Below are 4628 nucleotides of genomic sequence, written 5' to 3'. Positions count from 1 at the left end.
TCGCCAAGGGTGCGGGTGCGGGTCTGTCGAAGATCGGTGACATCTCCAAGGCGTTGAAGGGCGTCGGGAACATCGAGATCCCGAAGTTGCCGGAGACGGCGGTCCACTTGCCGCAGGGGACGTCGGTCCTGCCGGACGGGACGGTGCACCTGCCGGAGGGTGCGGCGGTGCCGGCGGGGCTGCACGAGCTGCCCGGGGGCGGGTTCAGGGTGCCGGACGACGTGCCGGTGGTGCACGAGGACGCGTTGCCGGTGAAGGCGGAGGGCGGCGAGCCGACCCTGTACGCCGACAGCCACGGCAACATCGTGGACGGGCAGGGCAAGGTCCTGCTCGATGTCCACGAGCCCGGTCCGCCGGAGCCGGTGCATGGGGCGGGCGGCCCGGAGAGCACGGGTCCGGCGGGGGCGGACGTCCCGCACGTGGACTCCCCGGCGAAGGTGCCGGCGATGGCGGGCGCGGCCCCGCACACGGTGGACGCGGGCACGCACATCAGCCTGGGCGACAGCCTGGGGGACGTGGGCCGGGTCGGCGAGGACGTACCGGTGGCGCCGGGGGTCCACGCGGGCGGCGACATCCCGAACGTCCACGCGGGCGGGGACCTGCCGGGTGGCTACGTGGGCGACCACCTGCCGGGTGCTCACGCGGGTGACCACCTGCCGGGCGGCTCGGCACACGAGCACGGCGCCGGCCCCTCGGCGAGCCACGAGCCGCCGAACACCCACACGGGTGGCCATGGCGACGGCACAGGTGGGGGCCACAACGGGCACTCGACCGACGGCGCTCACGACGGTTCGGGACCGGGGCACCACGACGGTGCCACGCACGGGCACGGCGACACGGACGGCCCCGGTGGGCGTCACGGCGACGACGCGTCGGGCCACGGCCACGACGGCGATGGCCGTGACGGGGGTCCGGCGACAGTTGGTCATGAGAACAGTACTGGCGGAGGGGACAGATCCTCCGGCGGTCCTGGTCATGGACGTGAGCCGGAAAGGGTGGACTACAGCGAGGGTGATGAGAAGGCCGCACAGCCGACTGGCCGCCTGCAGCCGGATCAGGAAGCAGCCGTCGCGGAACAGCTTGCGAACTCGAAGATGGCACCTCACGACATCGAGAAGAGCCTCACCGGGCTGCGCAAGAGCGAGTATGGCGCAGGAATCGCCAAGTACATCAGCGAAGGAAAGCTGTCGCATCTTCCCGGATACAGTGAGCTGCTGTCCCAGTGCAAGCAGGTCAGCAAGGCCAGCGACATGACGCCTGCCGTATACATGGCGATGGAACACGCGGCAGATCTGCAGGCTCGTGGTGTTAAAGGCCTGGCCTTCGAATGGAAGGTGCCAGGTGATGGGTTGGACCTCGACGTGCTCGTGCGATCCGGCGACCGCATTGAGTACGGAGCGCAGCTCAAAGACGTTCAAAGCGCATCGAGTCTCAACAGCGCGACACGCGGTATCGCGGAGAAGCAGCTGCTCGGCAACATCGACGGCCAGAAAGTAGCTATTCTCGACGTGCACGACACTAAAGCTGCTCTTACGGACAAGATCTTGGGTCGTATCGCCCATCGCGCTAGAATCACCAACGCCACTTTTGTTCTCCGGTTCAGGGACGGGTCCATCACCGTTCCGGCCAACGGTCCCACGTATCCATAAGGGAATTTAATGTCCGTCCTCATGCGCGCGCCGCGTGAATGCGCCTCTTGGTTCTGGGATCTGGAAGACTACGCGCCGCCGGGGTTGCGGTCGGCACTGACTGTTGCCGCGCGAATGTCTGCGGTTCTGCAGAAACATGATCTCCTGCAACCAACCACGCTGGAATGGTTCTGGCTTGTGCCCGACATGGGGGGCGCTGTCGGGAAGTCCAGCGTGGGGCTCTTGCGGCCGCTGGATGACGAATGGACATCCCGGAGGGTCGAGGAACTACGCCCCGTCGCCTTCCCGGAAGCGGAGACGAGCGGTTTGCGTGTGGTCGGGACCGGTATGTGGTCAGATGCGGACGGTGTCCAGCATCGCGAAGAGCGCCTGGTTGAACTGACGGTCTCGTCCGAGCCACTCGGTCTCTCCGCTGATGTCTCTGTATTCCATGACGTCTGGGGTCCGTTCGACTTTCGGGGTCTTCCGCATCCGGAGGTTCATCGCAACAACGCTCCCCGCCTGGCTGCCGCCTTGAAGGAGTTGGAAGTGCTGCTGGGCGTGCCGGCCGAGCCCGGGGAAGCGACGTACTTCGGGACGGCCGTGGGCTACGGGGTCATGGAGCCGGACGTGGTTGACGGTCGAGGCCCCGACCTCACCGATCAACTCTGAGCCTGATCAGCAAGGTTCTGTGACTTGGCTCGCACGACGACACGTGTCGACATCGACGACCCCGAGGTCGACATGGATATGGCGATGCGGTTGTTGTACCGGGGGCAGCTCTTCACGGGAGAGGTGGAGGAGTACCTCCTCGGTGTGCGGGTCAGCCTTGAAACCTACGCGGACGGGTTGCTGCACGGGCCCAGCAGGGGTTGGTACCGGGACGGCATGCTCAGGTACGAGATGGTGGCGATCAATGGGCGTGCCGTCGGGCTCTCGCGGGAGTGGCACCCAAACGGCGCTTTGGCCTCCGAGCGGGTCTTCTCTGAAGAAGGCGGGAGGTTGCTGGCCCATCGGGAGTGGGACGAGGATGGGGTGCCGACGAGAGCGTGGCATGCTGACGGCGGTAGTCGGCGGGGCGTGGTGGAGCTCGGGTGATCCGTTAAGTGCCGGTTTCGCTTACAACGCCCTTTTGCGTCCAAAGGACTTGGTCACGGGTTCGTGGTGCCTCTGTGACGGCACGGGGTACCCGATTGCACAGAGGACGAGAGCGGCCAGCCGACGCGGGCGTGGCGCCGGGAGGACCAGTAGGGGCAGCACCTCCGCATGAATGCAGAACTCGACCGCTTCATCCGGGTGTACCTGAGCCTGGAGCAGGCGTACGACACGTCGGGATACCTGCGGCCGACTCTGCACGCATTCGCTGACGAGTATGTGACAGCGGTCAAGGACGGCCTGGAGTCCGCACTGCGGAGCAGGGAGGTGTCGACCGAGGCCTACGAGCGCCTCACAGATGTCGAGTTCTGCAGCGAGGACTCGCTCTACGAGTACTTGAACCGCATGTACGCATACCTCTTCCTAGGCCGCGAACCTCAGCCCACTCCACCAGGTTGAGACGCTGGCCCCGAGAAGAGCAGCGCTGTGTCGGGGAACCCCGGAGGGAAGTCCGTGAGAGCCACGACCGCTGTCGCACGCTGGACCTGGGGCCGTGATCTCGGAGGTGACTCCGGCGCCGAGGCCGGCGTGGGGCCATGCCTACGGAAACTCTTCACCGCTCACGAGGTGTTGGGCAGGCACCGGCTCATGGTGGGCATCCCGAAGGTGTCCGTATCGGTCCATGAAGCCGGTGAGAGGAACAGCTACCTCTTCCGGGGAGAGATCGAGCTTCGAGCAGTTGGCTCGCCTCTCGAGACCGCTCAGGAGGCGGCTCAACGCGTCCACGAGGCGATGAGCCCCGGCGAGACGGGGTCTGTATACGCGCACATCGACGGTCCCGGCGATGTCGCCCTCGGCGATGCCTACAGGAGCGAACCGGGCCTTTTCCGCTTGGGCGGCTCGGCTCTGCTGGGCTACGTGGGAGTCGACCTGGTGACCCGGACCGACTTCTGGCTGCCCTACGACCTCAAGGGCAGACCACAACCGCAGGTCCACGCCGCGAACGCCCCCCGCCTGTCCGCAGCCCTGCGTGACCTCGCGGAGGCACTGGACTCGGACACGGATCCCGACGACCCCACCTCCTTCGCCCGACCCAACGAGACGGGTGCTGAGAACTTCCTCGGCGAGGACGGCAACGCGCTGGACGTCTGGAGCAGTTGTGAGCTCCCCGCCCGGTACGACGTCTTCACGCACGCTCCCGGATTCGACCGCATCGGTTATCGCCGCACGGCCGAGGCCGAGGTGACATGCGTGCCGATACGCTCCGACGACGGAACCCTGTTCGGCCACCTGTGGGCCTCGGAACCGGAGAACGCGGCCAGTTTCGAGCCGGAGGACATCGACGACGAGCGGACGTACCACGCCGGCCTCCTCTGGCTGGACCGTCTGCGCGCCGCCCACGACCGCGGACTGTCGCCGGCAGAGGCCTTGACCGAGCTGTCCGTGCACCGGCCCGACCCTGACGCCGGCTGCGCGGACGCGTCCGGGACGCACATCACGGTGCTCCGCGAGCTGCGTGACCAGGGCACCCGGCCCGAGTACTCCGGGCATGAGCAAGGTGTCGGGGTGGCGGTAGGTCACGAGGTCATGGAGCGGGACGTGGTAGACGGGCGGGGCCGGGACCTCACCGATCGACTTTGAGGCGGTCCGCGAGACTCTGCCCGTTGTGTCCTCATGACTTGGTCACGGGTTTGTGGTGCCTCTGTGACGGCGCGGGGTACCCGATTGCACAGGCAATCCCTGTGTTGATAGGGATGAGTCTGCGTGTAGTGCGCTGTGACGTGAGAGCAGTGACCCAGTGACCTGGACGGGGGCCCTTCATGAAGTTCGACATGGGTGCGCAGACGTTGTCGACCCTGATGCGTGATTCGCGTGGGTCGAGTGACGATCTCGGTTCGCTGATCC

4 protein-coding genes and 1 pseudogene are annotated in these 4628 nt (G+C 66.5%); all 5 read left to right on the top strand.

Annotated features, from left to right (window positions below; translation table 11 throughout):
* Positions 1–1649: pseudogene (locus E4U92_RS36085) on the top strand (hypothetical protein); the annotation flags it as partial.
* Positions 1650–1658: 9 nt separating this feature from the next.
* Positions 1659–2300 carry a hypothetical protein gene (locus E4U92_RS32110; RefSeq protein WP_174864107.1) on the top strand — a complete coding sequence of 214 codons (642 nt, stop codon included), beginning with the start codon at positions 1659–1661 and terminating at the stop codon, positions 2298–2300.
* A gap of 24 nt (positions 2301–2324) precedes the next feature.
* Positions 2325–2726 carry a toxin-antitoxin system YwqK family antitoxin gene (locus E4U92_RS32105; RefSeq protein WP_229863689.1) on the top strand — a complete coding sequence of 134 codons (402 nt, stop codon included), beginning with the start codon at positions 2325–2327 and terminating at the stop codon, positions 2724–2726.
* A 168-nt stretch (positions 2727–2894) separates the two neighbouring features.
* The gene (locus E4U92_RS32100) at positions 2895–3182 is read left to right on the top strand and encodes a hypothetical protein (protein ID WP_137303957.1); all 288 of its coding nucleotides are present in this window, start codon (positions 2895–2897) and stop codon (positions 3180–3182) included.
* 54 nt (positions 3183–3236) lie between these two features.
* A complete protein-coding gene (locus E4U92_RS32095; RefSeq protein WP_137303956.1) occupies positions 3237–4364 on the top strand; it encodes a hypothetical protein in 1128 nt (375 codons plus the stop codon).
* The last annotated feature ends 264 nt before the right edge of the window (positions 4365–4628 follow it).

This window comes from Streptomyces galbus, assembly GCF_005280195.1.
GTDB lineage: Bacteria > Actinomycetota > Actinomycetes > Streptomycetales > Streptomycetaceae > Streptomyces > Streptomyces galbus.
The sequence above is the reverse complement of the archived record's forward strand: the minus strand, read 5'-3'. Positions and strand labels throughout refer to the sequence as shown.

Excerpts from the sequence above, each read along its gene's own strand:
- E4U92_RS32100 (WP_137303957.1), top strand. The coding sequence starts at position 2,895 with ATGAATGCAGAACTCGACCGCTTCATCCGGGTGTACCTGAGCCTGGAG.
- E4U92_RS32110 (WP_174864107.1), top strand. The coding sequence starts at position 1,659 with ATGTCCGTCCTCATGCGCGCGCCGCGTGAATGCGCCTCTTGGTTCTGG.